Genomic DNA, 24,100 nt, shown 5'->3' on the forward strand with positions numbered 1-24,100 from the left:
CTAAACAGCGATCCGCTGGCTCCAGGCTCACATCCCCTTCTTCTTCTCCGCCTCCGCCGGCGCACTCAAATCCAATCCCTTGGGCGCGGCCTGCCCCTTGGCTGGCGCGGCCAGCTGTTTCTGAACATCCGCCTGGATCGCCTGCAGCACCGGCAGCAGGTCGCGCATGTTCTCGCGCACCTCTGGGTAGGCGTGCTTCTGCGCCAGTTCCTCCACGCGCATCAGCAGTTGCACGCGCACTTCCGGCGGCAGGTGGATGAAGAGTTCAGGCAACTGCTTTGCCAGTTCGGCGCTGTAGAGCACCAGGTCCTGGCGATCGAACTGGGCAGTCAGGCCGAGGTAGTCCAGGGCGCTGCTGGTGAGCATCGAGGCGGCGGCCTTGGCTTCCTGCATGCCCTGCAGGCGTACCGGGTTGCGCTGCTCGCTCTGTGCCAGGGTCATCCAGAACTCCACCGTCAGGTTGAACAGGATCGCCTGTTCGCGCAGCGAGTAGCTCATCAGGCCCAGCGCCTCGGCACCGTAGGGCTGCTTGGCGGCGCGGAAGTTGAAGTACAGGCGCATCAGCTCCTTGAGCTTGAACAGCACCTCGCGCGCCTCGTTCTGCCGCAGCTCCAGCGGCGCGTAGATGTTCAGCTGCGGGCGGAAATTTTCCTCGCTGACCATGCGCTGGTAGATCGGCCCGGTGAACTCGCCGCTGCGACGGGGCAGGCCGTTGACCTGGGTCTCGTCGATCTTCTTCAGCGCGTCGATCAGCACCTGGTAGTCGGCGCTGGTCCAGTTGCGCTGGATGTCGGGAATCTTCTGGCCCAGGTAATAGAGATCGGCGGACAGGGCCGGGCGGCACAGGAGCAGCAACAGCACGGCCAGCGGCCACAGCGAACGGCGAGTCAGGATCGGCACGAACGGGCTTTCCTTGCGCGAGGGCGGGTCGGGCTAGGTTAACCAGGTGCAAGGCCTGCGTCATCCCGTGACGGGCCTCGACACTACCTAGGTTGGGCGCGGCGACGTGGGCGCTGTGGTGTGATTCGGGTTTGAGAACAACAAGCACGGGAGTCACTCGTCCATGACCGCCACATTGTCTGTGCAACCGCCGCTGGCCGAGGGCCTGGCCCGCTATGGTTTCGGCCCCCTGCCGCTGGCTGCGCTGAAGGCACGCTACGCTTCGCCCGAGTCCGGTTCGAAGTTCATCCACGTCGACGGCTTCGACATCCATTACCGCGACGAAGGCAGCCCCGACAAACCGGTGCTGGTGATGGTCCACGGCGTAATGGCCTCGCTGCATACCTGGGACGGCTGGGTCGCCGAGTTGTCCGAGCACTTCCGCATCATCCGCCTCGATGTTCCCGGCTTCGGCCTCACTGGTGGCGGCCAGGACCGCGAGTACGACGGCGAGCGCCTGGTGAAGGTGTTCGGCCTGTTCCTCGACCGCCTGGACCTCAAGCAGGTGTCCATCGCCGGCAACTCGCTGGGCGGCTACATCGCCTGGAACTATGCGCTGGCCAACGCCCACCGCGTCGAGCGGCTGATCCTCATCGACCCGGCCGGCTACTACATGCAGAAGGTGCCGCTGATGATCGCCAGCGCCGTACTGCCCGGCGCCGGCATCATGATGCCGATGTGGATGCCGCGCGCCCTGGTGGCGCAGGGCATCAAGGAAGTCTACGGCGATGCGCGCAAGATCAAGCCGGGCGTGATCGATCGTTACTACGACATCAGCCGCCGGCCGGGTAACCGCCGCGCGATGATCGACATCTTCCGCGTACTGATGAAGGCCAACCGCGAGGAGCTGCCTACCACCCCCAACCGCGTCGCCGCGCTGAAGGTGCCGACGATGCTGATGTGGGGTGAGCGCGATCGCTGGATTTCGCCGCGCCATGTGCCGATGTGGCAGCGTGACGTACCGGGGATCGAGGTGAAGGTGTATCCGGGCGTGGGGCATATCCCGATGGAGGAAATCCCCGAGGAGTCGGCGGCGGATGCGCTGCGCTTTCTGCATGCTTGACTGTTGATCGCCCCAAGGAAAAGCCCGGCCAAGCGCCGGGCTTTTTTCTCTAACGGCTTTTTGTAGGAGCGACTTTGCTCGCGAACCGCATGAGCGCCAGATTCTCCAGCCGAGTGAAGAGCTTCGCGAGCAAGCTAGCTCCTACAGAGGTCCGCAAACGACACCGCCCCGACAGGGCGGGGCGGTGTTCGAAGCGAGGCGCGGATCAGCCAGCGTGTGCCAGCGGCTGCGGGTCGTATTCCTTGCGCACCTCGTAAAGCACATCGAGGTTGTTGTGCTGCCATGGATGGAAGTCGGACTTGAAGAAATCCAGGTACTCGCGCAGCAGCGGGCGGAACACGCCGTGCTTGCCCCAAGTCCACTTGATGCCGTCGCGCCAGACGCGCCAGTTCCACAGCAGGCCGTCCACCTTGAGCATGTGCACCAGGCCGCGGAAGGTATCCAGCACGAAGAAGAAGGTCGCCATGCGCATCGCCCGGCGCAGCAGCTTGCGGCTGCCGCAGACCTGGTTGTAGACGTCGAAGGCCACCGCCTTGTGCTCGGTTTCTTCCAGTGCGTGCCAGCGCCACAGGCGCTGCATCACCGGGTCGGCACCTTCCATGGTGCGCGGGTCGGTCAGCAGCCCGTTGGCCATGATCGCGGTGATGTGTTCCAGCGCTGCGGTCGCGGCCAACTGGCGCTTGGCGGGGAACTTCTTCTGGGTGAAGCGGATGCGCGCCTGGGCGCGTTTCTCGATGGCGGTGACGTCGTAGCCCAGGTCGCGCAGGCGCTGGCTGTAGGTCAGGTGCTCGCGGCTGTGGTGACCTTCCTGGCCGATGAAGCCGCGGATCTGCTCTTTCAGCACCGGGTCGCTGATCTGGTCGCGGAACTGCCGCACCGAGTCGATGAAGAAGCGCTCGCCGTCGGGGAAGAGTACCGACATGGCGTCGAACAGGTGGGACTTGAAAGCGTCTCCGCCGTGCCAGTGACGCGGCAGCGGATCGGGCAGGTCGAAGTCCATGTGCCGGGGCTTGATCTCCAGTCCTGCGGGGGTGGTGCTGGCCATGGCGGCTCCAGTGTGGTGGTTGTCCATGGTCATTACTCTGGGCTTGTAGCGGAAGCGTCACAAGGTTATTGTCTGCCAACTTTCCGGTCATATCCGGCCAGCGGTCAACATAAGAAGAACGATGAAGCAACCGCTCAATTTCACCGCCGAACTGGTGCCGGTCGCCTATGCGCAGGCGCTCCTGGACCTTGCCGAAGAGCTTGGCGTGCCGCGCGCGCGCCTGTTCGAGCTGGCCCGCGTGCGCCCCGAAGTACTGCAGAGCCCCAACGGTCGGTTGTCCTTCGTCGATTTCCATCAGTTGTCCAGCGCCGCCCTGGCGCACTGCAACGAACCCGCCTTCGGCCTGCTGCTGGGTCAACGGCTGAACGTCTCCACCCACGGCATCCTCGGCTACGCCGTGCTGTCCAGCGCCAATCTCGAGCGTGCCATCGCCTTCGCCCTGAAGTACTACCGTGTGCTGGGCCTGGCCTACGATCTGGAGATGGTGGAAGACGGCGGCGTGTCCTACCTGCGGGCCAGCGAGTCGATTCCCCTCGGGCCGACGAGCCGCTTCGCCGCCGAGGGTCTGATGACCAGCCTGCACACCATCGCCCGCTTCCTGGTGGGCGAGCCGCTGCAGGGCGTCAGTGTTGGCTTCGCCCATGCCGAGCCGGACTACGCCGAGCGCTACGCCGAGGTATTCGGCGGCGAAGTGCTGTTCGACCAGCCATTCCACTTCATCGGCCTGCCCAGCGAATACCTGGCGCGGCCCATGGCGCTGGCCAACCCGGCCACGGTGCAGATGTGCGAGCAGCAGTGCGAGGCGCTGCTGGCCACGCTGGACGTGCAGGAAGGCCTGCTGACTCGCATCCGCCGCCTGCTGCTGGCGCGCCCCGGTGAGTTTCCCGACCTGGAGGCGGTGGCGGCGGACCTGCACACCAGCGGCCGCAGCCTGCGTCGACATCTTTCGAACCTGGGTACCACATACCAGGAAGTGCTCGACGACGTGCGCAAGCGCCTGGCCCTGCAATACCTCACCACGACCCACTTGCCGCTCTACGAAATCGCGCTGTTGCTGGGCTTCAACGATCCGTCGAACTTCCGCCGGGCGTTCCGCAAGTGGACCGGCAAGCTGCCCACGGATTACCGCCAGGGCGACTGAACCGTCGACCGGGCCGGCTCGCCAGGGCAGGGGGAATCAGCGAAAATGGGCGTCGTGTACTTCCGCCACCCAGCGAGCCCTTGATGAGCGAACAGCCTGCCCTGATCCGCGAAACCTTTCCTGTCGGCCCCTTGCAGTGCAACTGCACCATCATCGGTGATCCCGTGACGAAGAAGGCCATCGTCGTCGATCCGGGTGGCAACCACGAGCTCATCCTGCAACGTCTCGACGCACTGGGGCTCAAGGTGGTCAGCATCATCCATACCCATGCGCACCTGGATCACTTCCTCGCCTCCGGGCAGATGAAGGAAAAGACCGGCGCGACCCTGCACCTGCACAAGGACGACCAGTTCCTCTGGGACAACCTGGAAATGCAGTGCCGCATGTTCGGCGTGCCCTATACGCCGGTGCCGTCGCCAGACCAATGGCTGGCCGACGACGAGGAACTGGCCTGCGGCTGCGGCGTGGCGCTGCATACGCCGGGGCACACGCCGGGCTCCATGAGTTTCTGGTTCCCGAAGGACAAGCTGCTGATCGCCGGCGACACGCTGTTCCGCCGCAGCATTGGCCGCACGGATCTGTGGGGTGGCGATTACGCCACTATCGAGCGTTCGATCCGCGAGCGTCTCTATTCCCTGGACGAAGAAGCCACCGTGGTTACTGGCCACGGTCCGGATACCAACCTGGGCGACGAGATGCGGGAGAATCCCTTCATCCGTGCTTAAGGTTGCTACGGAATTATTTGCATGACCTAAGCTCTAAACTGCCGCCCGCTACTGGGTGTTTCGCTAATTCGAGGAGTCATCCGACATGTTCACCGCACGTAGTCTGTCCATGGTCGCGGCTGCCACCGCCTTTGCCCTCATGGCCGGTTGCGCCTCCCAGAACCCCTATGATCCCAACACCCAGGTTCCGGCCGAAGGCGGAGTGAGCAAGACCGCCAAGTACGGTGGGCTGGGTGCTCTGGCCGGTGCCATCGCCGGTGCCGCCATCGACCACAACAACCGTGGCAAAGGCGCGCTGATCGGCGCCGCCGCCGTGGGCGCCGCGGCGGCGGGCTACGGCTACTACGCCGACAAGCAGGAAGCCAAGCTGCGCCAGCAGATGCAGGGCACCGGCGTGCAGGTCGAGCGTCAGGGTGACGACATCAAGCTGATCATGCCGGGCAACATCACCTTCGCCACCGACTCGGCGAATATCGCGCCGTCCTTCTATACCCCGCTGAACAACCTGGCCAACTCCTTCAAGGAGTTCAACCAGAACAGCATCGAGATCGTCGGCTATACCGACAGCACCGGCAGCCGCCAGCACAACATGGACCTGTCCCAGCGCCGTGCGCAGTCGGTTGCGACCTACCTGACCTCCCAGGGCGTCGACGGCACCCGCGTCAGCACCCGTGGCATGGGCCCGGACCAACCGATTGCGTCCAACGCCGACGCCAATGGCCGCGCGCAGAACCGCCGCGTGGAAGTGAACCTGAAGGCCCTGCCGGGGGCGCAGACCCAGCAGTACCAGCAGTAAGCAGCGCCCATGAAAAAGCCCGCCGATTGGCGGGCTTTTTCGTTGTAGCGTGACCGACGCTGGGTCAAGCCTTGGCGGCCGGGAACTCCCGGTGCAACTGGGCCAGTAACTGGTCCTTGCGCTCCCACAGCTGGTTCACCCACAGCTGGAACTCGGCGCGATAGCCTTCGTCCTGGTCGTAGCTCCTGCCGACGAACTGGCGGGGAATTTCCATCTCTTCGAAACGCACCACCACCGAGCGCAGGCGGCCGGACAGCAGACACCAGAAGGTCGGGCGGCCGTCGGGATAATGAATGGTGACATTCACCAGGGTGCGCAGCTGTTCGCCCATGGCGTCGAGGACGAAGGCGATGCCGCCGGCCTTGGGCTTGAGCAGGTGCCTGAACGGAGAGGCCTGCTCGTCATGCTTTTCCGGGGTGAAGCGGGTGCCTTCGAGGAAGTTGAAGATCGCCACGGGAATGCGGCTGAACTTGGCGCACGCCTTGCGGGTGGTTTCCAGGTCCTTGCCTTTCTTTTCCGGGTGCTTGGCGAGGTACGCCTTGGTGTAGCGCTTCATGAAGGGGAAGTCGAGCGCCCACCAGCACAGGCCGATCACCGGAACCCAGATCAGCTCCTGCTTGAGGAAGAAGCGCAGCAGTGGAATGCGGCGGTTGAGCTGGTACTGCAGCACGAGGATATCGACCCAGCTCTGGTGGTTGCTGGTCACCAGATACGAGTGGTCGTACTCCAGCCCCTGCAGGCCCTGCACGTTCCAGCCGGTACGGCGGACCAGGTTCATCCAGCCTTTGTTGCAGGCGATCCAGCCTTCGGCGATCAGGCTCATGATCTTGCTGCACACCTGCTGCGCGGCGGCGAAGGGCAGCAGCAGCTTGACGATGGACATGGAGAGCAGCGGAATGCACCAGCACAGTGTGCTCACCACCAGGATCAGGGTGGCGAGAATGCCGCGCAGTGTGTGCGGGAGAAAACTCAACATCGAGGAATGGTCCTTGTACGTAGGCGCCCGGTTGGCCGGGCGCGTGATGCGTTCACGGGCACATCCCTAGTGCCTGGATTATCGGCCGTCCTTGCCGCTGTCCGCCTGGATCGCCGTCAGCGCGATGGTATAGACGATGTCGTCCACCAGCGCCCCGCGTGACAGGTCGTTCACCGGTTTGCGCAGGCCCTGCAGCATCGGCCCGATACTGACGCAGTCGGCGCTGCGCTGGACCGCCTTGTAGGTGGTGTTCCCGGTGTTCAGGTCGGGGAACACGAACACGTTGGCGCGTCCGGCCACCGGGCTGTCAGGCGCCTTCTGGCGGCCCACGCTGGCGATGGCGGCGGCATCATACTGCAAGGGGCCGTCGATCAACAGATCGGGGCGTTTTTCCTGCGCGATGCGTGTCGCTTCGCGGACTTTATCGACATCTGCGCCGGTTCCGGAGTCACCCGTGGAGTAGCTGATCATCGCCACGCGCGGGGTGATGCCGAAGGATTGCGCCGAGGCGGCACTCTGCAGGGCGATCTCCGCCAGGTCACTGGCCGAAGGATCGGGATTCACCGCGCAGTCGCCATAGACCACCACCTGGTCGGGCAGCAGCATGAAGAACACCGAGGACACCAGGTTGTAGCCCGGCGCCGTCTTGATCAGCTGCAGGGCGGGGCGGATGGTGTTGGCGGTGGTGTGGATGGCGCCGGAGACCAGCCCGTCCACTTCGTCCAGAGCGAGCATCATGGTGCCCAGCACGACGTTGTCTTCCAGTTGCTGCTCGGCCATCGGCGCGTTCAGGCTCTTGCCCTTGCGCAGTTCGACCATGGGTTCGACGTAGCGGCTGCGGACCAGGTCCGGGTCGACCACTTCCAGGTCCTCGGGCAGCACGATGCCCAGCATCTGCGCCACGGCCTGCACATCGTCGGGCTTGGCCAGCAGCACGCAGCGCGCAATGCCGCGGGCATGGCAGATGGCGGCGGCTTGCACGGTACGCGGCTCGCTGCCTTCGGGCAGGACGATGCGCTTGCCGGCGCGGTTGGCGCGCTGGGTCAGTTGGTAGCGGAATACCGGTGGTGACAGACGCAGCTCGTGGGGAGCGCCGCAGCGGTCCTTCAGCCACTCGAAATCGATGTGTTCGGCGACGAATTCGGTGACGCGCTCGGCGCGCTCGCGATCGTCCACCGGAATTTCCTTGTTCATCCGCGACAGGTCGCCGGCGGTGTCGAACGAGCCGGTCTTCACCGTCAGCACCGGCAGGCCGCTCTGCAACGCACTGCGGCACAGCTCCATGACCCGCGCGTCCGGCGCCAGGCCCGAGCACAGCAGCAGGCCGGCCAGGGGCACGCCGTTCATGGCGGCGAGGCAGGCGGCGAGGATGATGTCGTCGCGATCGCCCGGCACCACCACCAGCACGCCGGGCTTGAGCAGGTGCACGGTATTCGGCGCGGAGGGTGCGCAGAGGATGATCTTCTGCACGCGGCGTTGTTCGTAGTCGCCGGCGTTGAGCACGCTGGCGTCCAGCAAGTCGGCGACGTCGCGGGTGCGCGGGGCGTTCATCTCGTCCTGCCAGGGGATGCAGCCGAGCAGGCGCACATCGCCGTCGCGCAGCAGCGGGGAGTGTTCCTTCAGGCGCTCGCCGAACAGCCGCGCGGCTTCCACGGCGTCGCGCGGCATGTCGTCGCTTTGCCCGCCGCGCACCTTGTTCACGATCAGGCCGGCCAGGTGCGGGTCGCGTGGGCCGCCGAACAACTGGGCGAGGATCTCGATGCGGTCGGACAGTTCGCTGACCGTTTCGTTGTCCGGCGCGGAGACGAGGATCACTTCGGCATCCACGCTGCGCGCCAGGTGCGCGTTGATGCGTGCGGCGTAGCTGGCGTGCTTGGTCGGCACCATGCCTTCGACGATCATCACGTCCTTGTCCGCAGCGGCGTTGTTGTACATGCCGACGATGTCTTCGAGCAGTTCGTCGAGCAGGCCGTCGCCGAGCATGCGCTCGACTTTTGCCAGCGACAGCGGCGTTGGGGCGTTGAGTCCGTGGGTGCGCGCGACCAGTTCGCTGGAGCGCTCGGGGCCATCGTCCCCTGCATGGGGCTGGGCGATGGGCTTGAAGAAGCCGACCTTCAGACCGGCGCGTTGCAGGGCGCGGATCAGGCCCAGGCTGGTGGACGTCAGGCCGACACCGAAACCGGTCGGCGCGAGAAAGAAGGTGTGCATCCGGGCTCCTTAAGCCGTGCGGGAATGGTCTGTGCCCTTGTGGGGCGCAACCGATGAATCTTCAGTCGAGGACAGCCAGGGTGTCGAGTGCGATCTGCTTTTCCTCATTGGTCGGGATGACCAGCACGCGCGGGTGCCCGGCGAGGTGGATCGGCCCGCCGACGCCGCGCACGCAGCGGGCGTTGGCCTCGCCGTCGAGTTCGAGGTTGAGCACGTGCAGGTGCTTGACCGTGAGGTTGCGCACCAGCGCGGAGTTCTCGCCGATGCCGCCGGTGAAGATGATGCCGTCCAGCCGCGGCAGCGCACAGGTCAGCGAGGCCAGCGACTTGGCCAATCGGTAACAGAATACTTCGATGGCCAGTGCCGCATTGGCGTGGCCCTGCTCGCGGGCATGCTCCAGGGTGCGCATGTCGTTGGACAGCCCCGACAGGCCGAGCAGGCCGCTGTCGTGGTTGAGCATGTGGTCGATCTTTTCCAGGCTCCAGCCCAGGGTGCGCGCCAGGTGGCTGTGCAGGTTCGGGTCGACGTCGCCCGAGCGGGTCCCCATCATCAGGCCTTCCAGCGGGGTCAGGCCCATGCTGGTGTCGCGGCTCTGGCCGTTGGCGATGGCGCAGGTGGAGCTGCCGTTGCCCAGGTGCGCGGACAGCCAGTAGCTGTCGCCCACCGCCAGCCCGCTCATCTCGGCCGCCTTGTGGCTGACGTAGCGGTGGCTGGTGCCGTGGAAGCCGTAGCGGCGTACGTGCTGCTCGCGGTACAGCGGCTCGGGGATGGCGTAGCGGTAGGCGCGCTCGGGCAGGCTCTGGTGGAAGGCGGTATCGAACACGGCGATGTGCGGGAGGGCCGGGTAGAGCGCCATGGCGGCGTCGATGCCCACCAGGTTGGCCGGGTTGTGCAGCGGCGCCAGGGGCGAGGTCTCGCGGATGGCGCTGAGCACTTCATCGGTCAGGCGCGAGGCCTGGGTGAAGCGCTCGCCGCCGTGTACCACGCGGTGGCCGATGGCGTGCAACTCGCCCTGCGCAGCCTGGGCCACCAGCGGCAGCAGGCGGGCGAGGGCGGCCTTGTGGTCGCCACCGGGCAGCTCCAGGGTCTGCGGCTGCTCGTCGGTCTCGCCCTGCCAGCGCAGGCTGGCGCCGTTGGAGCCGAGGCGCTCGGCCAGGCCGTGGAGGATGAAGTCTTCGCGCCCTTCTCGAACCAGAGCGAACTTGATCGAAGAACTGCCGCAGTTGATCACCAGGATATTGCGAGCTGGCATGCCTACTCCTTGTTGCTGTCGGAATCCTTGGCGCACCAGCCGCAGGGGAACCAGCGGCCGATCTGCGCCTTGCGTTGCTGCGGATCCAGCACCCAGGGCCGTGACTGCCAGGGCGGCTGGTGGCGCAGGTGCTGGGTGTGGCCGCAGGACAAGACTGCCACCCAGTGGCCGTCTTCGTCCTGATGAAAGTCAAGCAGGCGCGGTGGCCCCGCGTTGTCCCGTCCGTCCGTCTTCGGGTCGCATTCGGGGGCGTCGCCGCGTAAACTTACGCGCTCAACTTCTATATCAGATAGGTTTCGAACCATGCAGATCGCGGCCAACAAGGCGGTTTCCATCGACTATACCCTGACCAACGACGCAGGTGAGGTCATCGACAGCTCCGCCGGCGGCGCTCCGCTGGTCTACCTGCACGGTGCCCACAACATCATTGGCGGCCTGGAAAAAGCCCTCGAAGGCAAGCAGGTCGGTGATGAACTGGACGTGACCGTCGAGCCGGCCGAGGCCTATGGCGAGTACAGCGCCGAACTGGTCGCCACCCTGACCCGCGAGATGTTCGAAGGCGTGGACGAGCTGGAAGTCGGCATGCAGTTCCACGCCTCCGCTCCGGACGGCGGCATGCAGATCGTCACCATCCGCGACATCGACGGCGATGACGTGACTGTCGACGGCAACCACCCGCTGGCCGGCCAGCGCCTGAACTTCAAGGTGAAAGTGGTCGACATCCGTGACGCTTCGGCTGAAGAAGTCGCCCACGGCCACGTCCACGGCGAAGGTGGTCATCACCACTGATCGCTGCCACCCGGTCGCTCATCGAGATCGGGTGGAGCCATCATTGAGCTGCTAAGCTCAATCGGGAAAGGCGCCTTCGGGCGCCTTTCTCATGCAATCGGCTTCAACTGCAAAGAATGCCAGGGCATTTTTCCCGCATCGACTGGGATTGCGCAGCACGTCGGACACATTGTCCGCCCCTGCGCGGGCACTTCGTGCCTACTTCTTCAAGGAGCAAGCAATGAGCGCTTTTCACGATCTGACGCTGCATGGTCTCGACGGCCAGGATCTGCCGCTGGCCCCGCTCAAGGGCAAGGTCGTGCTGGTGGTCAACGTCGCCTCGAAGTGCGGCCTGACTCCGCAGTACGCCGGTCTGGAGAAGCTCTACCAGCAATACAAGGATCAGGGGTTCGTGGTACTGGGGCTGCCTTGCAACCAGTTCGCCGGGCAGGAGCCGGGCAGCGAATCCGAGATCCAGTCGTTCTGCTCGCTGAACTATGGGGTCAGCTTCCCCATGTCGGGCAAGCTGGACGTCAACGGCTCGGAACGTCATCCGCTGTACCGCCTGCTGGCGGGCGAGGGCGCCGAGTTCCCCGGCGACATTACCTGGAACTTCGAGAAGTTCCTGCTCGGTCCGGACGGCCGCGTGCTGGCGCGCTTCAGCCCGCGCACTGCACCGGATGATCCGGCGCTGGTCCAGGCTATCGAGAAGGCGCTGGGCGCCTGACCGCTGCCGGCGGGAGAGGGCGCTTGCGCCATTCCCGCTGGCATTTCTTCCTTTACGTTGTTTCGCGCAGCGTGCGGCGGCTTAATCGGGCGACCTGCTTCCGGAGCCCGCCATGAACCGTTTCGCCGCCGAGTCCGCCTGCTTGCCTGCCACGCCTGATGCCCTGCGCGCCTTGATCGAGCAGCGTCGTTCGGTTCGTCGCTTCCTCGACGAGCCTGTGCCCGATGCCGTGCTGCGCGATTGCCTGGAGCTGGCGGTGCTCGCTCCCAATGCCTGCAACCTGCAGCCCTGGAGTTTCCAGGTGATCCGCGATGCCCAGCTGCGGCGCCAACTGGTGCCGGTCTGCCTGGGGCAGAACGCAGCGCGCACGGCGCCGGTGCTGATCGCGGTGCTGGCGCGGCCGGATACTTGGCGCGAGTCCTGCGCCGACATCCTCGAGCAATGGCCCGAACCGCAGGTGCCGGAGAAGGTCCGGCGCTTCTATGAGCGCACCGCGCCTTTCCAGTACGACCAGGGCGCATTGGGCTTGCGCGGGCTGTTCAAGCGCGCGCTGTATTCGGTCGTCGGGTTGCGCCGTGCCCTGATGCGGCAGCCCAACAGCCACGCCGAAATGCGCCTGTGGGCGGTGAAATCCACCGCGCTGGCGGCGCAGAACCTGATGCTCGCCCTGCAGAGCCACGGCTTCGCCAGTTGCCCCATGGAGGGCTTCGATGAAGTGCGGTTACGCAAGGTGCTGCAGATTCCCCGCCGCGCGGTGCCGATCATGCTGCTGGCGGCAGGGCGGGCTGCGGACAACGGCGTCTACAACCCGCGCCTGCGCTTCCCGCTGGAGCAGCGCGTCAGCTGGCACTGACCGCATCGGGGCGCGTCAGCACGCCCATGCGCCCGCCGCCGAAGGACCAGTCGTCCGCCTCGCTGGTGGTGATCTGCACCATCACGTCCTCGCTGGCGATTCCCAGTCGCTCGCCCAACAGCGCGTTCAATCGCCGGTAGAACGCCTGTTTGGTCTGCGAGTCGCGCGGGCGGCCGATGGTGATGGCGATGAGGACGAAGTCGTCGCTGCGCGGGCCGCCGAGGTAGTCGCGGTTGTAGACGAATTCCTCCGCTTCATGCTGGTGGATCATCACGAACTGGTCACCTTCCGGGACGTTGAAAGCCTCGTGCATGGCGTCGTACACGGTGTCGGCCAGCTGGCGCAGGTACTGCGGTTGCTTGCCTTTGCGCAGGGAGATGCGGACGGTGGGCATGATGTCACTCCTCGTCGAGACGGTTGAGAGCGGAAGCGGCCGTCGGCCAGCCGCCGTAGAAGGCCAGGTGGGTGATCAGCTCGACCAGCTCCTCGCGGGTCAGGCCGTTGTCGCGGGCCAGTTCGAAATGGAACGGCAGTTGTTCCTGCCGGCCTTGCACCACCAGGGCGGCGACGGTTGCCAGGCTGCGCTCGCGCGGACTCAGCTGTGGGCGTTGCCAGACATCCCCGAACAGCACCTGCTCGGTGATTTGCGCCAGCTTCGGTGCCTGCTGTTGCAGGGCAGGGGAGACCTGGGGTGGACGAGACATGCTGCCGTTCCTCTTCTGTGGCTTGACGGAATCAGGCTAGCGCGGCAAGTTTGTTCTGAAAATCAGGAAATATTTGACTGATAGTTCGATTAATCAGAATGGTTGCCATGGCTCGCATCAACTTCGATCTGGACGTACTGCGCACCTTCGTCACCGGCATCGAGCTGGGCAGCTTCGCCCGTGCGGCGGACCGCCTGGGGCGCTCCACCTCTGCCGTCAGCGCGCAGCTGAAGAAGCTGGAAGAGCAGGCCGGCACCCCGGTGTTGCGCCGCGAAGGACGCGGCATGGCACTGACCGAGGCGGGGGAGACGCTGTTGGCCTACGCCCGCCGCCTGCTGGAGTTGAACGACGAAGCCGCCGGCGCGTTGCGCGGTGGTTCGCTGGAAGGCCGGGTGCGCCTCGGCCTGCAGGAGGACTTCGGCGAAACCCTGTTGCCCGCCGTGCTCGCGCGCTTCGCCCGTGCTCACCCCAAGGTGCGCATCGAGGTGCGTACCTCGCGCAATCAACAACTCATCGAAGGGGTGCGCAGCGGCGAACTGGACCTGGCGCTGGCGTGGGAAACCGGTGAGCGCACGCCCTACATGGAACGCCTGGGGGCAGTGGCGCAGTGCTGGATCGGTGCACCGGATGCGCCCTTGTTTCCCGCTGCCCAAGCGCTGCCGCTGGTCATGCTGGAGGCGCCCTGCCTGCTGCGCAGCGCGGCAATGACGGCCCTGGACAGGGCCGGCGTGCCTTGGCGCGTGGCCTTCACCAGTGCCGGGCTGTCCGGCATCTGGGCCGCCGTCGGCGCGGGGTTGGGGATCGGCCTGCGTACTCCCATCGGCTTGCCTGTCGGCGTCGAGCGGCTGGATGCCGGGCGCGCCGGGCTGCCGACCATGGAGCCGCTGGGCCTGTGCCTGCATTGCAGTGAAGCCGAACCTGAAGCCGTGGTGGAGCGCCTGCGTGAGTTGCTGAAGGAAGGCGTGGCGGAGCTGCTGGAAAGCCCGGCGCTTCGCTGATCCGCTTCTGAAGGAAAATCACTGCGATCAATGATGCTGGCAAAAGCGAGACGACCGGTCATATTCTTGCCGCCATGAACAGCATCCGACTCGACAAGCGTGACCTGATCCTCGCCAAGGGCTCCCTGGCGATGACCCGCAGCGGCTACCACGGCACCGGCGTGCAGGACATCGTCCAGGCCGCCGGCATCCCCAAGGGCTCTTTCTATCACTACTTCGACAGCAAGGAAGACTTCGCCCTGCAGGCCCTGGAGCACCTGTACGCGCCGCGTCTGGCACGCTACGCCGAGGCTCTGGGCAACCCGGCCCTGGGGCCGCGTGCGCGCATCCTCACCTATTACCGCGAACTGCTGGCGCATTTTGCCCGTCAGGAGAAGCTCGAGTACCACTGCTTCATCGGCAGCCTGAGCTTCGAGATGGCTGAGCTGTCGCCGCCCATTGCCGAGCGCGTCGACGGCATCCTCCAGCAGTCCATCGACACCCTGCGCGACTGCCTGGCCGACGCCCAGCGCGCCGGGGAATTGCCCGCCTCGGAGAACGTCGAGCAACTGGCCGAGTTCATCGGCAATGCCTGGCAGGGTGTGCTGGCGCGCCTGAAAGTCAGCGCTTCGCTCAAGCCGGTGGAACGCTTTATCGAGCGCCTGGAGCACTTGCTGCAGGCTTGATCTGCCTGAGTCATCACTCATTTTTTCAGCCCCACTCAAAAACGAGACGACCGGTCGCCTGGCCGTCATGGAGACTTCAATGACTGCATCCGTAGATACCCTGTTCTCGCCCTTCCGCCTGGGCGGTCTGGAACTGCCCACGCGCATCGTGATGGCGCCGATGACCCGCAATTTCAGCCCCGGCGGCGTGCCTCACGCGCAGGTCGTCGAGTACTACCGCCGTCGCGCTGCTGCCGGCGTTGGCCTGATCGTCACTGAGGGCACCACGGTCAACCACAAGGCTGCCAACGGCTATCCGAACGTGCCGCGCTTCCATGGTGAAGACGCCCTGGCTGGCTGGAAGCAGGTGGTCGACGCCGTGCACGCCGAAGGCGGCAAGATCGTCCCGCAGCTGTGGCACGTCGGTGCCGTGCGCCGCCTGGGTACCGAACCGGACGCCAGCGTTCCGGGCTATGGCCCCAGCGGCAAGGAAAAGGACGGCACTGTGCTGGTCCATGAGATGACCAAGGATGACATCCAGGAAGTCATCGCCGCCTTTGCCCAGGCCGCTCGCGACGCCAAGGCCATCGGCATGGACGGGGTGGAAATCCACGGTGCCCACGGCTACCTGATCGACCAGTTCTTCTGGGACGGCAGCAACAAGCGCACTGACGAATACGGCGGCAGCCTGGCCAACCGTTCGCGCTTCGCCATCGAGCTGATCCAGGCCGTGCGCGCGGCCGTCGGCCCCGACTACCCGATCATCTTCCGCTTCTCCCAGTGGAAGCAGCAGGACTACAGCGCCCGACTGGTGCAGACCGCCGAGGAGCTGGAAGCCTTCCTCAAGCCGCTGGCGGAGGCCGGCGTGGACATCTTCCACTGCTCCACCCGCCGCTTCTGGATTCCGGAATTCGAAGGCTCCGACCTCAACCTCGCCGGCTGGACCCGCCAGCTCACCGGCAAGCCGACCATCACAGTCGGTAACGTCGGCCTGGATGGCAGCGAGTTCCTGGCCTTCTTCGGCAACACCGAGGAAATCGCCCAGCCCTCGGGCATCGACGGCTTGCTGGAGCGTCTGAACAAGGAGGAGTTCGACCTGGTCGCCGTCGGTCGTGCTCTGCTGGTCGACCCGGACTGGGCAGTGAAGGTCCGCGACGGTCGTCTTGCCGATATCAAACCGTTCAGCCGTGACGCGTTGATGTCGCTGGCCTGATTCGCCCGCGCCTGATGCAGGAAAGCCCCTGGCACCGTTGGTGCCAGGGGCTTTCTCGTTTCTCTAGGAACGAGGGCGTCCCCCCTCGCTCCTACCAGTGATGCCTTGTTTATGGTGGGTTATTGATTGTCTGAATGGTCTGAAAGCACCGTCCCAGGCGTTTACAAATCTTTTCCGAGACCCACCTTTCCGCATGCTGACTTCCCAGTCCGAAACGGGCAGAGTATGAACGCGTTCACACAACAATAGGCCGGGAGACGGCCATAGGAGTAAGTCATGCGGATCGGCTTGGTAGTCGATGCAACCTGCGACCTTCCCCCCGAATTCCTTGCTGCCCATAACATTCGCGTCCTCCCCATCGGTATCCGTGTGGGCGAGCGTCGCATCGTCGATGATCGCGATCCCGACACCACCCTGAAGTTCTATTCCCAGGACCTGCCCAAGGTCGGCCCCGAGGACGGCAGCGAGCCGCTGACGCCGGCGCAGACCCACGACTGGTTTCTGGAAAAGCTGGTCACCGATTTCGACTATGTGATCTGCCTGACCGTCAGCAGCCAGCGCAGCCCGATCTTCGACAACGCCACCCAGGCCTCCTTCAGCCTCCTGCAGAGTTATAAGGAGCGCCGCGCCGCCGCCGGCATCGCCGGGCCCTTCGCGCTGCGGGTGATCGATAGCCAGACCGTGTTCGCCGGCCTGGCCGTGCTGGCCGCCGAAGGCGTGCGCCTGCTCGGCGAAGATCAGCACCCCAACGCCGTGCGCACCCGCCTGGAGCAGCTCAGCCAGCAGATGAACACCTTCCTGGTCGCCAGCGACCTGGGGCACATCCGCCGCCGTGGCTTCCAGAAGGGCGACCGCAGCAGCATCGGCGACCGCCTGCGTGGCGCCTTCCTCGGCCTGGGTTCGATGCTCGACATGAAGCCGGTGCTGAGCCTGGTGCAGGGCGAGGACAAGCCCGTCTCGGTTTCGCCCAACTACGAGAAATCCGCCGAGCGCCTGCTCAATTTCGCCCGCTCGCGGGTCGAGGCGGGCGACTTGCTGGCGCCGCAGATGAGCCTGAGTTATGCCGGCGATCCTTCCGCGTTGCGTGACCTGCCGGGCTTCGCCGCGCTGGAAGCGGCCTGCCAGGCCAAGGGCGTGCAGGTGCACCTGGCGATGCTCAGCCCCACCGGCGGCATCAACCTCGGCGCCGGCGCCATGAGCCTGTCCTTCGCCGCCGAGCCCAAGCCCTTCGCCTGATCGCTACTTGTGGGTTTCAGGGTGACCCAGGCCGCCGGAGTTCTTCCCCGGCAGGCCCGCGCGGCAGGCTTCCTGCAGATAGCCCGCGAAGCGCTCGACCACCGTGTCCCACGCCTGGTGGATGGCGTGGTGACGAGCGTTGAGGCGCACCCGGCGCAAACGCTCCGGGTCCGCCAGCAGCCAGCTCGCTGCTTCGAAGAAGCTCTGGCTCTCGCCCGGAACACCGAGTACGCCGTTGTGCCCGTGGCGGATGTGCTGGCCGGCGGCCGCCTGGTCGAAGGCCACCACCGCCAGCCCTGAGGCCAGCGCCTCCAGCACCACATTGCCAAAGGTTTCCGACAGGCTGGGGAACAGGAACAGATCGCCGCTGGCATAGTGCCGGGCCAGTTCCTCGCCACGCTGCAGGCCGCAGAACACTGCTTCGGGCAGTTCCCTCTGCAGGTGCGCGCGCTGCGGGCCGTCACCGACTATCACCAGGCGCAGTTTCAGTTGCGGGTGGTCGGCGCACAGGGCGCGGAAGCTGCTGCCCAGCAACGACAGGTTCTTCTCCGCAGCCAGCCGGCCTACATGCAGCACGGCAATATCCCGTTCGCCCAGGCCCCATTCGCGACGCAGCGCTTCGTCGCGGCGGGCCGGGTTGAACAGTTGGCTGTCGACGCCGCGCGAGAGCTGCGCCAGGCGCTCGAATCCGCGCCGCTGCAGCTCCATGGACTGGCTGGCGCTGGGCACCAGGGTCTGCTGGGTGCGGTTGTGGAACCAGCGCAGGTACAGGGTCACCAGGCGCATCAGCGGGCCAAAGCCGTAGTGCGCGCTGTACTGCTGGAAATTGGTGTGGAAACCGCTGATCACCGGGATTTGCAGGCGCCGGGCGGCGCGCAGGGCGGCGAGGCCGAGGGGGCCTTCGGTGGCGATGTAGAGCACATCCGGGCGGGTGCGTTTCCAGTGGCGCAGCAGCTTGTGCAGGCACGACTGGCCCCATTGCAGGCCAGGGTAGCCGGGCAGCGGCCAACCACGGGTCAGCACCAGCTCGCCATCGCTGTGTCGGCCTTCGTCGCTCTGCTGGCGCGGGCGGACGACCTGGATCTGGTGTCCGAGATGCAACAGCCCTGAGGCCAGCCGCCCGAGGGTGTTGGCCACGCCGTTGATTTCCGGCGGAAAGGTTTCGCTGATCAGCGCGATGCGCAGGGGAATCGTGGTCATGCTCGCAGTGTCCCGGCGCGCGGTGGCGCGCCGATGACAATGCGATGATCGATAGGTGACAGCCGCTCAGGCGCGGCGGCGGGTTACTTCACCAGCGCCTTTTCACCACCCTCGCGCACCCAGAACAGCACGGCGCCGGCCACGGCGGCGGGCATGGCGACCAGGTTGACCAGCGGGATCAGCAGCGCGAGGTAGGTGATGCCACCGAAGCCCATGCAGGCCCAGCGCTTGCTGCGCAGCCAGGCGAGCATCTCGTTCCAGCCCAGCTTGTGGTTGTCCGCCGGGTAGTCGATGTACTGCACCGCCATCATCCACACGCCGAAGATCAGCCACAGCGGTGCAGCGATCAGGTTCAGGCCGGGGATCAGGCTGAGGATGAACAGCGCGATGGCGCGTGGCAGGAAATAGCCGAGCTTGCGCAGCTCGCGGCCGATGGTCCGCGGCACCATGGCCATCAGCTCGCCCCAGCTGAATTCGGGAAAGTCGTCGGTGCCGCGCACCACGACTTCGACCTTCTCAGCCAGGAAGCCGTTGAAGGGCGCGGCGATGATGTTGGCGATCATGGTGAAGGTGAAGAACACGATCAGCAGGACCAGCGCCACGAACAGCGGCCAGAGGATGAACTGCAGGAAGCTCAGCCAGTCCGGCAGGGTCGGCATCAGCCAGTCGACCCAGTGGCTGAACTGGTTGATGGCGAAGCCGATCAGGCCGACGAACAGCAGGATGTTGATGCTCAGGGGCAGCAGGACGAACAGCCGCAGGCCGGGGCGCATCATCAGTTTCAGGCCTTCGCCGAGGTATTGCGGGCCGCTCAGGGTGGACATCGGACTCTCCAGGGTTGAACCGTAGGCGACCTTAGCAGACCCGGCGAAGGCCCGGCGAGCCGTCTGTTTTGCCGGGTATGTGCATCGCAGCCGCGCGTTCAGGCGACCGTGTAGCGATAACAGCGGTTGCGTTCCTGCTTGGCCTGGTACATGGCGATGTCGGCGGCGCGGGTCAGGGCGTCGGCATCGGCGGCGTCCTGCGGGTAGAAGGCGATGCCGATGCTGGGGGTGACGAAGTCGATGACCTGGCCGCCCAGGCGGTACTCGGCGCCGAGTACGCCCAGCAGGCGCATGCCCAGGGCTTCGGCCTGATCCGGCTGGGCATTTTCCAGCAGCACGGCGAATTCGTCGCCGCCCAGGCGGAAGGCCTGGTCCGGCTGGCGCAGGCTGCCGCGCATGCGCTCGCCGACGGTGCTGAGCAGCGCATCGCCGATGGCATGGCCGAAGCGGTCATTGACCTGCTTGAAGCGGTCCAGGTCGATGTACAGCAGGGCCACCCGATTGCTGTGCACGATGGCGCGCTGCAATTGCTCGTTGAAGGCTTTGCGGTTGCCCAGTGCGGTCAGCGTGTCTCGGTACGCGAGGTTGATCAGCTGTTTCTGGTAGGCCACCTGCTCGCTGATGTCGCGCAGGATGCCGCGGAAGCCCTGGAGTCCACCCTGGCCATCACGGATCGCCGAGAGCCGCGTTTCGCAGCTCACCAGCCGACCATCGCGGCGCTTGAACGGGGCGGAGAAGGTGGTTTCCTGCTCGTCGTCGCGAACCTTGTCGTACAGGCTCTGGGCGCGGTGATAGTCCTCCTCCTGCAGGAGGATGCCGAAGTGCTGGCCGTTGAGCTGGTCGGCGGCGTAGTCGAGCATCCGGCACAGTGCTGGGTTGACGGTGCGGATGATGCCCCGGGTGTCCATCTCGAAGTAGCCATCGCGGATGGCATCGAGGATGGCCCGATCGCGCGCTTCGCTCTGCGCCAGGCGATCGAGGGTACGGTTCATCTCGTTGGCCAGCTGGCCCAGTTCGTCCGTCCCCTGTGGGCTCAGGCGCAGGGCGGTGCGGTCCTGCCCGATGACCGCCACTTCGCGGTTCATCCTGCTGACCCGGCGGATGATCCGCAGCTCCAGGGCCACGTAGGTGAGCAGGATGGCGCCGCCGAGCAGGGCCAGGGTCAGGTAGAGGAACAGGCTGACCGACTGCCGGCCTTGCTGGTACAGCGGCCGCGGGCTGGTCAGTTCCAGGCGCAGTTGCGGCCGGCCGCGGGAGTCGAGATAGAGCAGGGACATCTGCTGACTGTTCCCGTCCAGCAGATGCCGCGAGCTGAGCAGGGTGGCACCGCGCCCGGTGGGGATGTTCAGGGTGCGCCAATCCTTGTTCTGCACCGGATCCTGGGCCAGGCGAAGGCTTGCGCCCATCTGGGTCTGCAGGTTGTACATGCGCGCGCTGTCGAGCAGCACGCCAGCGATGACCACACCGGCCGGCTCGGCGGTACCCGCGGTATTGCTGATGGGATAGCTGAGCAGCATCTGGGGGACGCCTTCGATTTGCAGCAATTGGTCCAGGCTGTGGCGCGGGTCGCCATCGATATCCAGCGCGCCCAGTTCCAGCGCGGTGCGCAGGATGCCGTCGCGCAGCCGGGTGGTGCCGGGCACCGGCTGGCCGGGGAAGCGCCGGGCCAGTTCGTCGAGCTTCCATTGCTGGGCGAGAATGTGCCCGTTGCGGTCGACGAACAGGACATAGTCGAAGCCGAGGATGCCCAGCAGGTCCTGGTCCAGGTTGTCCTCGACGAAGCGCGCCTGCGGCAGGCGCATGAACTGGTAGCTGGCGTCCCACCAGGCATAGCTATGGACGATGTCGAGGTTGCGCTGCTTCTCGTAGGCGATGCGGTTGTGGACGATGCGTACCTCGTCGGCCAGGCGCTGGCGGTCCCCGCGGTCGAAGCGGTCGAGCAGGATCATGTCCGACAGCAGCCAGACCCCTGCGAGGCTCGCGACGAACAGGGGCAGGCACAGCCAAAGCAGGCGGGCGCGAAGGTTCATGGTGGTCCGGGTGACCTCTGGTTTGCTTGAGTCTAGACACAGGTGCAGTGGCTGCCCGCTACATAGGGGCAGCCTATGGGGGGCATTGAGATTGGGCATTTCAGCAGGACGCTGCGGCGGCGGTAAGCTGCGCGCCATCTGGTATCGAACGAGTTCGAGGGTCGATCCGACACTCCCTGACTTATCTCAAGGAGCGCAGGGCGACCGCGGAAATCCCTGACTTATCTCAAGGGTTTTCCGGAGTTCTGCGGGACAATGCGATCCGTGACTCAGGTCACACCGCATTGTCCTCAGTCTCCGGGCCGTGCGGTCCGCGCAAGAAACCTTTCAGTGGAGCTGCCGCCCTCCCAACCTTCCCCCTGGTGCTTTGGCAGCTCCCTTTTCTTTTGCATCCCGCTCTTCACCCGAGCACTGGAGGCTGTCATGTCCGATCGTCACGCGCGCGTCATCATTCTGGGTTCGGGGCCTGCGGGTTACAGCGCTGCGGTCTACGCCGCCCGCGCCAACCTCAAGCCGCTGCTGATCACCGGCATGCAGGCCGGCGGCCAACTGACCACCACCACCGAAGTCGACAACTGGCCGGGCGACCCCCATGGCCTGACCGGTCCGGCGCTGATGCAGCGCATGCAGGAACACGCCGAGCGCTTCGAGACCGAGATCGTCTTCGACCATATCCATGGCGTCGACCTGGCCGGCAAGCCCTTCGTGCTCAAGGGCGACAGCGGCACCTACACCGCGGATGCCCTGATCATCGCCACCGGCGCCAGTGCGCGTTATCTCGGCCTGCCGTCGGAAGAGGCGTTCATGGGCAAGGGTGTGTCCGCCTGCGCCACCTGCGACGGCTTCTTCTACCGCAACCGCGAAGTGGCGGTGGTGGGCGGCGGCAATACCGCCGTGGAAGAGGCGCTGTACCTGGCCAATATCGCCAGCAAGGTGACCCTGGTGCACCGCCGCGACAGCTTCCGTTCCGAGAAGATCCTGCAGGACAAGCTGCGTGCCCGCGTCGCCGAGGGCAAGATCGAACTGCGCCTGAATGCTCAGGTGGAAGAAGTGCTGGGCGATGCCATGGGCGTCACCGGCGTGCGCCTGCGCCATAACGATGGCGAGGCTTCGGAACTGAAGGTGGACGGCCTGTTCGTCGCCATCGGCCACACGCCGAACACCTCGTTGTTCGAAGGTCAGCTTGAGCTGAAGGACGGCTACCTGGTGGTCAACGGCGGCCGCGAAGGCAATGCCACGGCGACCAGCATCGCCGGCGTGTTCGCCGCCGGCGACGTGGCCGACCATGTCTACCGCCAGGCGATCACGTCCGCCGGCGCCGGCTGCATGGCCGCGCTGGACGTCGAGCGCTACCTGGATTCCCTGTAACGGCCCGAAGAGCCGGCGTGCAGGAAGAGGCCCCGCTTTGCGGGGCCTTTTTCTGCCTGGCTAGGGGGCGCTTTTCGCGCAGCGTGCTTGCTCGCGGACCGCTTGGCACGATGCTTTGCGGCTTCGTGAGCAAGCTCGCTCCCACAACCGGGTTTCGCGCCGTTGGGCATTTGGATCGCCCAAGAAAAAGCCCCGCATCGGCGGGGCTTTTGCATCGAGCGAGTAGCCTCAGCCGCGGCGCGACAGCGGCTGGCGCTCGAAGTTGACGCCGGCCAGTCCAGTCACCTGGAGGGCGCGGATATTGGCGTGATCGGTGCCTTCGGGGTGCTCGCGCACGGCGCGGTAGTGCTCGCCGAACGCCAGCAGGCTCTCTTCCTGGCTCAGGCCTTCGAGAATGGCGAAGCCCAGGGTCTTGCAGGAGCCCTCGTTCTGCCCGGCGGGGTTTTCCACGCTGCCGTTGGTGAAGGCGCTGGGGCTATAGCTGTAGTGCTCGGCGATGTACGCCAGGGTGTCGGTGAACAGGTGCTGCTCGCTGCGCAGGCGCACGCGAAAATCGGTGAGGGTCATCAAGGCAAACTCTTAGTGTTTCTTCGCGTTGTCGAAGGCCGTCTGCTGGGCAGGGGTCGCTTCCGTCTGGTACTTGGCCTTCCATTCGGCGTAAGGCATGCCGTAGATCTCTTCGCGGGCCTGATCCGGGCTGACAGGCAGGCCCATATCGTCCGCCGCGGCCTTGTACCACTTGGACAGGCAGTTGCGGCAGAACCCGGCAAGATTCATCAGATCGATGTTCTGCACATCCTTGCGGGTACGCAGGTGCTGCACCAGGGTGCGGAACGCGGCGGCTTCCAGTTCGGTGCGCTGCTCGTCGGTCAGGGTCATCGGCTCGGTCATGGCAGGTCTCTCAACAAGGGCGCATCGGAGGCGCATGGCGGGGCTGGCGAGATTCTAAGAGGCGGGCGATCTGCCAGCAACGCCCGTTGGCCGACTGGCACGGGCGTGCAGGGATGCAACAAAGGTGTCAGCGCTGGGCGGCGAGGGCGATCGACACCGATTCGGCGAAGCGCAGGGCGTGGGGCTTGTCCACTTCCACCTCGGCATAGCGTACCGCCGGGTTGGCCATGACCAGGTCGAGCAGCTCCTGGGTCAGGCGCTCCAGCAGGGCGAAGCGGTTTTCCTCGACGTGGGCGATGATCGCCTTGGTGATGGTGCGGTAGTTCAGCGCGTGGTCGATGTCGTTGACCTGCACCGCGTCGCCGGCCGGATAGAGGATGGTGAGGTTGATCAGCACATCCTGCTTGTTGAGGATTTCCTCTTCCTTGATGCCGATGTAGGTGCGTACGCGCAGGTCCTTGACCCGGATCCGCGCCATGCCCGGCTGCAGTTGCGTCAT

Annotated in this window: 26 protein-coding genes; 12 read left to right on the forward strand and 14 right to left on the reverse strand. The window is 65.5% G+C overall.

The genetic code is table 11. From position 1 onward, the window contains the following. Window positions 1-27 precede the first annotated feature (27 nt). Window positions 28-900: a hypothetical protein gene (locus GJV37_RS00700; RefSeq protein ID WP_170859761.1), complete on the reverse strand. Its 873-nt coding sequence runs from the start codon at window positions 898-900 to the stop codon at window positions 28-30. 163 nt (window positions 901-1,063) lie between these two features. Here GJV37_RS00700 and GJV37_RS00705 point away from each other — a divergent pair, with 163 nt between their 5' ends. Continuing rightward, window positions 1,064-2,002: an alpha/beta fold hydrolase gene (locus GJV37_RS00705; RefSeq protein WP_170859760.1), complete on the forward strand. Its 939-nt coding sequence runs from the start codon at window positions 1,064-1,066 to the stop codon at window positions 2,000-2,002. Window positions 2,003-2,207: 205 nt separating this feature from the next. Here GJV37_RS00705 and GJV37_RS00710 read toward each other — a convergent pair whose 3' ends face one another. Then, on the reverse strand, window positions 2,208-3,047 hold the full coding sequence (locus GJV37_RS00710) for a metal-dependent hydrolase (protein ID WP_024762671.1): 840 nt from the start codon (window positions 3,045-3,047) through the stop codon (window positions 2,208-2,210). 121 nt (window positions 3,048-3,168) lie between these two features. On the opposite strand from GJV37_RS00710, the gene GJV37_RS00715 reads away from it, so the two are divergent. The 3 genes from GJV37_RS00715 to GJV37_RS00725 all read left to right on the forward strand — a co-directional run bounded on the left by GJV37_RS00715 (window position 3,169) and on the right by GJV37_RS00725 (window position 5,709). Continuing rightward, complete coding sequence (locus tag GJV37_RS00715) at window positions 3,169-4,188, forward strand: AraC family transcriptional regulator (RefSeq protein WP_024762672.1); 1,020 nt, start codon at window positions 3,169-3,171, stop codon at window positions 4,186-4,188. 83 nt (window positions 4,189-4,271) lie between these two features. Further along, entirely contained in the window at window positions 4,272-4,913 is a 642-nt protein-coding gene (locus GJV37_RS00720) for an MBL fold metallo-hydrolase (protein ID WP_024762673.1), read from the forward strand. A gap of 85 nt (window positions 4,914-4,998) precedes the next feature. Further along, entirely contained in the window at window positions 4,999-5,709 is a 711-nt protein-coding gene (locus GJV37_RS00725; RefSeq protein ID WP_024762674.1) for a YiaD family glycine zipper/OmpA-like lipoprotein, read from the forward strand. Between the two features lie 64 nt (window positions 5,710-5,773). On the opposite strand, the gene GJV37_RS00730 is transcribed toward GJV37_RS00725, so the two are convergent. From GJV37_RS00730 to GJV37_RS00745, 4 genes are all read right to left on the reverse strand, one after another. After that, a complete protein-coding gene (locus GJV37_RS00730; RefSeq protein WP_024762675.1) occupies window positions 5,774-6,685 on the reverse strand; it encodes an acyltransferase in 912 nt (303 codons plus the stop codon). A gap of 78 nt (window positions 6,686-6,763) precedes the next feature. Continuing rightward, window positions 6,764-8,893, reverse strand: a complete 2,130-nt coding sequence (pta, locus tag GJV37_RS00735; RefSeq protein ID WP_170859759.1) for a phosphate acetyltransferase — start codon at window positions 8,891-8,893, stop codon at window positions 6,764-6,766. A 61-nt stretch (window positions 8,894-8,954) separates the two neighbouring features. Further along, a complete protein-coding gene (locus GJV37_RS00740; RefSeq protein ID WP_024762677.1) occupies window positions 8,955-10,145 on the reverse strand; it encodes an acetate kinase in 1,191 nt (396 codons plus the stop codon). 2 nt (window positions 10,146-10,147) lie between these two features. Continuing rightward, complete coding sequence (locus GJV37_RS00745) at window positions 10,148-10,480, reverse strand: DUF3565 domain-containing protein (protein WP_164488281.1); 333 nt, start codon at window positions 10,478-10,480, stop codon at window positions 10,148-10,150. On the opposite strand from GJV37_RS00745, the gene GJV37_RS00750 reads away from it, so the two are divergent. From GJV37_RS00750 to GJV37_RS00760, 3 genes are all read left to right on the forward strand, one after another. Further along, on the forward strand, window positions 10,449-10,934 hold the full coding sequence (locus GJV37_RS00750) for an FKBP-type peptidyl-prolyl cis-trans isomerase (RefSeq protein WP_037015096.1): 486 nt from the start codon (window positions 10,449-10,451) through the stop codon (window positions 10,932-10,934). The two genes, GJV37_RS00745 and GJV37_RS00750, sit on opposite strands and share 32 nt — an antisense overlap. Before the next feature lie 220 nt (window positions 10,935-11,154). Next, complete coding sequence (locus GJV37_RS00755; RefSeq protein WP_037015094.1) at window positions 11,155-11,640, forward strand: glutathione peroxidase; 486 nt, start codon at window positions 11,155-11,157, stop codon at window positions 11,638-11,640. Window positions 11,641-11,752: 112 nt separating this feature from the next. Beyond that, window positions 11,753-12,493, forward strand: a complete 741-nt coding sequence (locus GJV37_RS00760) for a nitroreductase family protein (RefSeq protein WP_170859758.1) — start codon at window positions 11,753-11,755, stop codon at window positions 12,491-12,493. Here the strand turns inward: GJV37_RS00760 and GJV37_RS00765 are convergent. Together GJV37_RS00765 and GJV37_RS00770 are read right to left on the reverse strand one after the other, a co-directional pair. Continuing rightward, on the reverse strand, window positions 12,480-12,887 hold the full coding sequence (locus tag GJV37_RS00765; RefSeq protein WP_037015090.1) for a tautomerase family protein: 408 nt from the start codon (window positions 12,885-12,887) through the stop codon (window positions 12,480-12,482). The two genes, GJV37_RS00760 and GJV37_RS00765, sit on opposite strands and share 14 nt — an antisense overlap. 4 nt (window positions 12,888-12,891) lie before the next feature. Beyond that, complete coding sequence (locus GJV37_RS00770) at window positions 12,892-13,197, reverse strand: carboxymuconolactone decarboxylase family protein (RefSeq protein WP_038803571.1); 306 nt, start codon at window positions 13,195-13,197, stop codon at window positions 12,892-12,894. 107 nt (window positions 13,198-13,304) lie between these two features. On the opposite strand from GJV37_RS00770, the gene GJV37_RS00775 reads away from it, so the two are divergent. The 4 genes from GJV37_RS00775 (at window position 13,305) to GJV37_RS00790 (ending at window position 17,288) form a co-directional block, all read left to right on the forward strand. After that, a complete protein-coding gene (locus GJV37_RS00775) occupies window positions 13,305-14,195 on the forward strand; it encodes a LysR substrate-binding domain-containing protein (protein WP_193452093.1) in 891 nt (296 codons plus the stop codon). Between the two features lie 74 nt (window positions 14,196-14,269). Continuing rightward, the gene (locus GJV37_RS00780; RefSeq protein ID WP_170859756.1) at window positions 14,270-14,860 is read left to right on the forward strand and encodes a TetR/AcrR family transcriptional regulator; all 591 of its coding nucleotides are present in this window, start codon (window positions 14,270-14,272) and stop codon (window positions 14,858-14,860) included. A gap of 79 nt (window positions 14,861-14,939) precedes the next feature. Continuing rightward, a complete protein-coding gene (locus tag GJV37_RS00785; RefSeq protein ID WP_037015083.1) occupies window positions 14,940-16,052 on the forward strand; it encodes an NADH:flavin oxidoreductase in 1,113 nt (370 codons plus the stop codon). A 276-nt stretch (window positions 16,053-16,328) separates the two neighbouring features. Beyond that, window positions 16,329-17,288, forward strand: coding sequence for a DegV family protein (locus GJV37_RS00790; protein WP_024762685.1), 960 nt, complete (start codon window positions 16,329-16,331; stop codon window positions 17,286-17,288). 3 nt (window positions 17,289-17,291) lie between these two features. Here the strand turns inward: GJV37_RS00790 and GJV37_RS00795 are convergent, their stop codons facing one another. The 3 genes from GJV37_RS00795 to GJV37_RS00805 form a co-directional block, all read right to left on the reverse strand. Next, window positions 17,292-18,488 carry a glycosyltransferase family 4 protein gene (locus tag GJV37_RS00795; RefSeq protein WP_170859755.1) on the reverse strand — a complete coding sequence of 399 codons (1,197 nt, stop codon included), beginning with the start codon at window positions 18,486-18,488 and terminating at the stop codon, window positions 17,292-17,294. Between the two features lie 83 nt (window positions 18,489-18,571). Then, the gene (gene cysZ, locus GJV37_RS00800; RefSeq protein ID WP_024762687.1) at window positions 18,572-19,312 is read right to left on the reverse strand and encodes a sulfate transporter CysZ; all 741 of its coding nucleotides are present in this window, start codon (window positions 19,310-19,312) and stop codon (window positions 18,572-18,574) included. Between the two features lie 98 nt (window positions 19,313-19,410). After that, window positions 19,411-21,342 (reverse strand): sensor domain-containing diguanylate cyclase, encoded by a 1,932-nt coding sequence (locus tag GJV37_RS00805; RefSeq protein ID WP_170859754.1) that lies wholly within the window; start codon window positions 21,340-21,342, stop codon window positions 19,411-19,413. Window positions 21,343-21,765: 423 nt separating this feature from the next. Between GJV37_RS00805 and trxB the strand changes: the two genes are divergently transcribed. Further along, window positions 21,766-22,710, forward strand: a complete 945-nt coding sequence (gene trxB / locus GJV37_RS00810; RefSeq protein WP_170859753.1) for a thioredoxin-disulfide reductase — start codon at window positions 21,766-21,768, stop codon at window positions 22,708-22,710. 228 nt (window positions 22,711-22,938) lie between these two features. On the opposite strand, the gene GJV37_RS00815 is transcribed toward trxB, so the two are convergent. The 3 genes from GJV37_RS00815 to folX form a co-directional block, all read right to left on the reverse strand. Beyond that, the gene (locus GJV37_RS00815; protein ID WP_024762690.1) at window positions 22,939-23,277 is read right to left on the reverse strand and encodes a HopJ type III effector protein; all 339 of its coding nucleotides are present in this window, start codon (window positions 23,275-23,277) and stop codon (window positions 22,939-22,941) included. Window positions 23,278-23,289: 12 nt separating this feature from the next. Then, complete coding sequence (locus tag GJV37_RS00820; RefSeq protein WP_169889002.1) at window positions 23,290-23,589, reverse strand: DUF1244 domain-containing protein; 300 nt, start codon at window positions 23,587-23,589, stop codon at window positions 23,290-23,292. A 139-nt stretch (window positions 23,590-23,728) separates the two neighbouring features. Next, window positions 23,729-24,100, reverse strand: coding sequence for a dihydroneopterin triphosphate 2'-epimerase (gene folX / locus GJV37_RS00825; RefSeq protein ID WP_017519088.1), 372 nt, complete (start codon window positions 24,098-24,100; stop codon window positions 23,729-23,731).

The sequence above is a fragment of the Pseudomonas nitroreducens genome, assembly GCF_010994165.1.
In the GTDB taxonomy this organism is placed as follows: Bacteria; Pseudomonadota; Gammaproteobacteria; order Pseudomonadales; family Pseudomonadaceae; genus Pseudomonas; species Pseudomonas nitroreducens.

Coding starts and splice junctions, on each gene's coding strand:
- GJV37_RS00705 (WP_170859760.1), top strand. CDS start 1,064: ATGACCGCCACATTGTCTGTGCAACCGCCGCTGGCCGAGGGCCTGGCC.
- GJV37_RS00755 (WP_037015094.1), top strand. CDS start 11,155: ATGAGCGCTTTTCACGATCTGACGCTGCATGGTCTCGACGGCCAGGAT.
- GJV37_RS00785 (WP_037015083.1), top strand. CDS start 14,940: ATGACTGCATCCGTAGATACCCTGTTCTCGCCCTTCCGCCTGGGCGGT.
- GJV37_RS00750 (WP_037015096.1), top strand. CDS start 10,449: ATGCAGATCGCGGCCAACAAGGCGGTTTCCATCGACTATACCCTGACC.
- GJV37_RS00760 (WP_170859758.1), top strand. CDS start 11,753: ATGAACCGTTTCGCCGCCGAGTCCGCCTGCTTGCCTGCCACGCCTGAT.
- GJV37_RS00720 (WP_024762673.1), top strand. CDS start 4,272: ATGAGCGAACAGCCTGCCCTGATCCGCGAAACCTTTCCTGTCGGCCCC.
- trxB (WP_170859753.1), top strand. CDS start 21,766: ATGTCCGATCGTCACGCGCGCGTCATCATTCTGGGTTCGGGGCCTGCG.
- GJV37_RS00780 (WP_170859756.1), top strand. CDS start 14,270: ATGAACAGCATCCGACTCGACAAGCGTGACCTGATCCTCGCCAAGGGC.
- GJV37_RS00820 (WP_169889002.1), bottom strand. CDS start 23,589: ATGACCCTGACCGACGAGCAGCGCACCGAACTGGAAGCCGCCGCGTTC.
- folX (WP_017519088.1), bottom strand. CDS start 24,100: ATGACGCAACTGCAGCCGGGCATGGCGCGGATCCGGGTCAAGGACCTG.
- GJV37_RS00770 (WP_038803571.1), bottom strand. CDS start 13,197: ATGTCTCGTCCACCCCAGGTCTCCCCTGCCCTGCAACAGCAGGCACCG.
- GJV37_RS00765 (WP_037015090.1), bottom strand. CDS start 12,887: ATGCCCACCGTCCGCATCTCCCTGCGCAAAGGCAAGCAACCGCAGTAC.
- GJV37_RS00815 (WP_024762690.1), bottom strand. CDS start 23,277: ATGACCCTCACCGATTTTCGCGTGCGCCTGCGCAGCGAGCAGCACCTG.
- pta (WP_170859759.1), bottom strand. CDS start 8,893: ATGCACACCTTCTTTCTCGCGCCGACCGGTTTCGGTGTCGGCCTGACG.
- GJV37_RS00710 (WP_024762671.1), bottom strand. CDS start 3,047: ATGGCCAGCACCACCCCCGCAGGACTGGAGATCAAGCCCCGGCACATG.
- GJV37_RS00725 (WP_024762674.1), top strand. CDS start 4,999: ATGTTCACCGCACGTAGTCTGTCCATGGTCGCGGCTGCCACCGCCTTT.
- GJV37_RS00715 (WP_024762672.1), top strand. CDS start 3,169: ATGAAGCAACCGCTCAATTTCACCGCCGAACTGGTGCCGGTCGCCTAT.
- GJV37_RS00795 (WP_170859755.1), bottom strand. CDS start 18,488: ATGACCACGATTCCCCTGCGCATCGCGCTGATCAGCGAAACCTTTCCG.
- GJV37_RS00805 (WP_170859754.1), bottom strand. CDS start 21,342: ATGAACCTTCGCGCCCGCCTGCTTTGGCTGTGCCTGCCCCTGTTCGTC.
- GJV37_RS00740 (WP_024762677.1), bottom strand. CDS start 10,145: ATGCCAGCTCGCAATATCCTGGTGATCAACTGCGGCAGTTCTTCGATC.
- GJV37_RS00745 (WP_164488281.1), bottom strand. CDS start 10,480: ATGGAAACCGCCTTGTTGGCCGCGATCTGCATGGTTCGAAACCTATCT.
- cysZ (WP_024762687.1), bottom strand. CDS start 19,312: ATGTCCACCCTGAGCGGCCCGCAATACCTCGGCGAAGGCCTGAAACTG.
- GJV37_RS00790 (WP_024762685.1), top strand. CDS start 16,329: ATGCGGATCGGCTTGGTAGTCGATGCAACCTGCGACCTTCCCCCCGAA.
- GJV37_RS00775 (WP_193452093.1), top strand. CDS start 13,305: ATGGCTCGCATCAACTTCGATCTGGACGTACTGCGCACCTTCGTCACC.
- GJV37_RS00730 (WP_024762675.1), bottom strand. CDS start 6,685: ATGTTGAGTTTTCTCCCGCACACACTGCGCGGCATTCTCGCCACCCTG.